The sequence below is a fragment of the Aminobacter sp. P4_H6_2 genome (genome assembly GCF_056400805.1).
Genome location: NZ_JBFUKO010000730.1, coordinates 1 through 2,522, shown reverse-complemented (window position 1 = coordinate 2,522; position 2,522 = coordinate 1). Strand labels below are relative to the sequence as shown.

The following is a 2,522-nucleotide window of genomic DNA, read 5'->3' as shown; positions in this document are numbered from 1 at the left end:
CCCTTGTCGGCCTCCGCGGAGACGATCCTCGGCGCTCTGTCAAAGGCGTACCAGAACAATTCATCGCTCAATTCGGCCCGCGCCGGCGTGCGCGTCACCGATGAAAACGTGGCCATCGCCAAGTCCGGCTGGCGCCCGACCGTGGCTGCGACGGCAGGCATTGACTATACGACAACGCGTCTGTCGGGTTTGACCACCAATCTGTCCGTCGGGTCTTTCGGCGTTCAGATCAATCAGACGCTGTTCGACGGATTCCAGACCAAGAACAATGTCGCTGCCGCAGAGTCGCGTGTGCGGGCCTCGTTCGAGTCGCTTCGCAACACCGAGCAGACAACGCTGTTCAATGCCGCAACATCCTATATGGACGTCATTCGCGATCGTCAGGTGGCGGTGCTGACGGAGCGCAATCTGCAGTTCCTGACTGAACAGGTGCGTGCGGCGCGCTCGCGTTTCGACGTGGGTGAGGGGACGCGTACCGACGTGGCTCAGGCGGATGCGTCGCGCTCCGCWGCGGTCGCGTCGCTGGCTGCAGCGCGCGCCCAAGCCGAGTCCAGCGCGGCTGTCTATCGCCAGATCGTCGGAGACGATCCGAAAAATCTGAAGGCGGCATCGCCTGTCGCGAAGCTTTTGCCTAAAAGCCTCAATGGGGCGATCGCTATCGCAGCGGAACAGCATCCGGCGATACTTGCGACGGAATACCTTGTCGACGCGGCAGGATTCTCCGTGAAATCGGCGGAAGGCCAATTGTTGCCGCAGGTGTCTGCTTCCGCAGGCGTTTCGCAGGCCTATCGCAATACGTCGCCGGGCTCCTTGGCTGATGGCAATGCCGCCTCGGCTACCATCGGTGCCACTTTGACCGTGCCGATATATCAGGGTGGTCGTGTTGCCGCGACCGTACGCCAGCAAAAGGAAACGCTTGGCCAGGCCCGGATCGAGGTTGATGTCAGTCGTGACCAGGTTCGGGCGGCAGTGACGGCTGCCTGGACGCAATACGTCGCGGCCCTTGAGAGCGTGACGGCCAATCGGGCGCTTGTGGCGGCGCAGCAACTTGCACTTAATGGCGTCATTGAGGAGCGCAATGTGGGTCAGCGTACGACGCTCGACGTGCTGAACGCGCAGGCCGACGTCATTACCGCCCAGATCAACCTCGCAACGTCTGAGCGCGACACGGTGGTGGCAAGTTATGCCATTCTATCGGCTACGGGCCATCTGTCGACCGAGCGGCTCGGGCTCCAGGTCACAAAATACGAGCCGAAAGAGCATTACAACGCCGTAAAGGACAAGTGGTACGGTCTGCGCACGCCGGACGGCCGCTGACCGTCATAGCGATTGCTGAATTTCAGGCGGGCGCCTGCTCCGATGGAGCGGCGCCCGTTTTCATTTGCCGGCCAAGAGCAGATCACAGCGCAGCTTGGTAATCTGTTGAAATCGCCGGGCCTGTCCGATTGGGGATTCTCGAAGAGGAATCAGTAGGCTACGCTTGGGCTCTGATTCGAAGCCCGTTTCGACGGGCGGGTTTTGTAACCTGTCACGAAGGCGGCGGATGTGACGATGGCCCAGGCTAGCAGCGCTCAGCGCGAACCCTCGATGGAAGAGATTCTCGCTTCCATCCGCAGGATCATCGAAGACAACGATACTGGACGCCGTCCGGCAGTTGACTTCGAGCAGATGCGCCCTGAGCCGGAAGACGACCGTAGCGAGCGCAATGTCATCGAAGTCGAGGCATTCAGAGCTGAACTACAGGCGACCAAGGCCGTGCCGGCCGACGTGAAGCTTGTCGAAATCGCTCCAACTCCTGGTAAACTCGATACGGTGCGTGGCGACGAAGCGAGCTCGGCACTTTGGCCGTCGATTGAGGCGAAGACGCCTTTGGTTACAAAGACGCCCGTGCCGGCGGTCGAAGCACTGGCAGCAGTGCGCGCGACCGCAGCAAGCTGGACGCCCAAATCCACCTTGGYCGTCGAGCAAATGGAACGCCTGGCCGGCCCGCCACGCGAACCGGAAAAGGTAGAGGCACCGGTCGTTGCGGTACCCGCAGAGCCGGCAACTGCCGACGAGTTGCTTTCGGCCAAGCCGGTGATCATCTCCGAGCAGGCAGGCCGTCAGGTGTCGGCAGCCTTTGGCGAGCTCAACGATGCGTATGCGGCGCGCAGCCGAAAGTCGTTCGACGACATTGCTGCCGAGATGATGCGGCCGATGCTGCAGGATTGGCTCGACAACAACCTGCCGACGCTAGTCGAGCGGCTGGTGCGTGAAGAGATCGAGCGCGTGGCACGCGGCGCCTGACAGTCTAAGGCGCCTCTGACATAGGCTTTCATCGCGCGGAAATTGCGATTCCTGGTCAATGGTTTGCGTTGAACAGTGCATGTCGAAGGTGAAGTGCCTTTGCCATCGCCAAGCGCTTTGGCTGCCTGCGGGCCGCAATAATTCGTTCGTTCGGCGCCTGCCATGAGGTTGCCATCGGGTTCGGCAACAATGAAGCTGCACGCGCTGTTCGCGTCACCTTGCGGCCCCGACAGTTG

2 protein-coding genes are annotated in these 2,522 nt (G+C 61.3%); both read left to right on the top strand.

Annotated elements, in window-relative coordinates; translation table 11 throughout:
* The coding region (locus tag AC1DUU_RS29305) for a TolC family outer membrane protein (protein ID WP_476786835.1) at positions 1–1,317 on the top strand (1,317 nt) is incomplete at its 5' end.
* A gap of 234 nt (positions 1,318–1,551) precedes the next feature.
* Positions 1,552–2,286, top strand: a complete 735-nt coding sequence (locus AC1DUU_RS29300; protein ID WP_476786834.1) for a PopZ family protein — start codon at positions 1,552–1,554, stop codon at positions 2,284–2,286.
* Positions 2,287–2,522 lie beyond the last annotated feature (236 nt).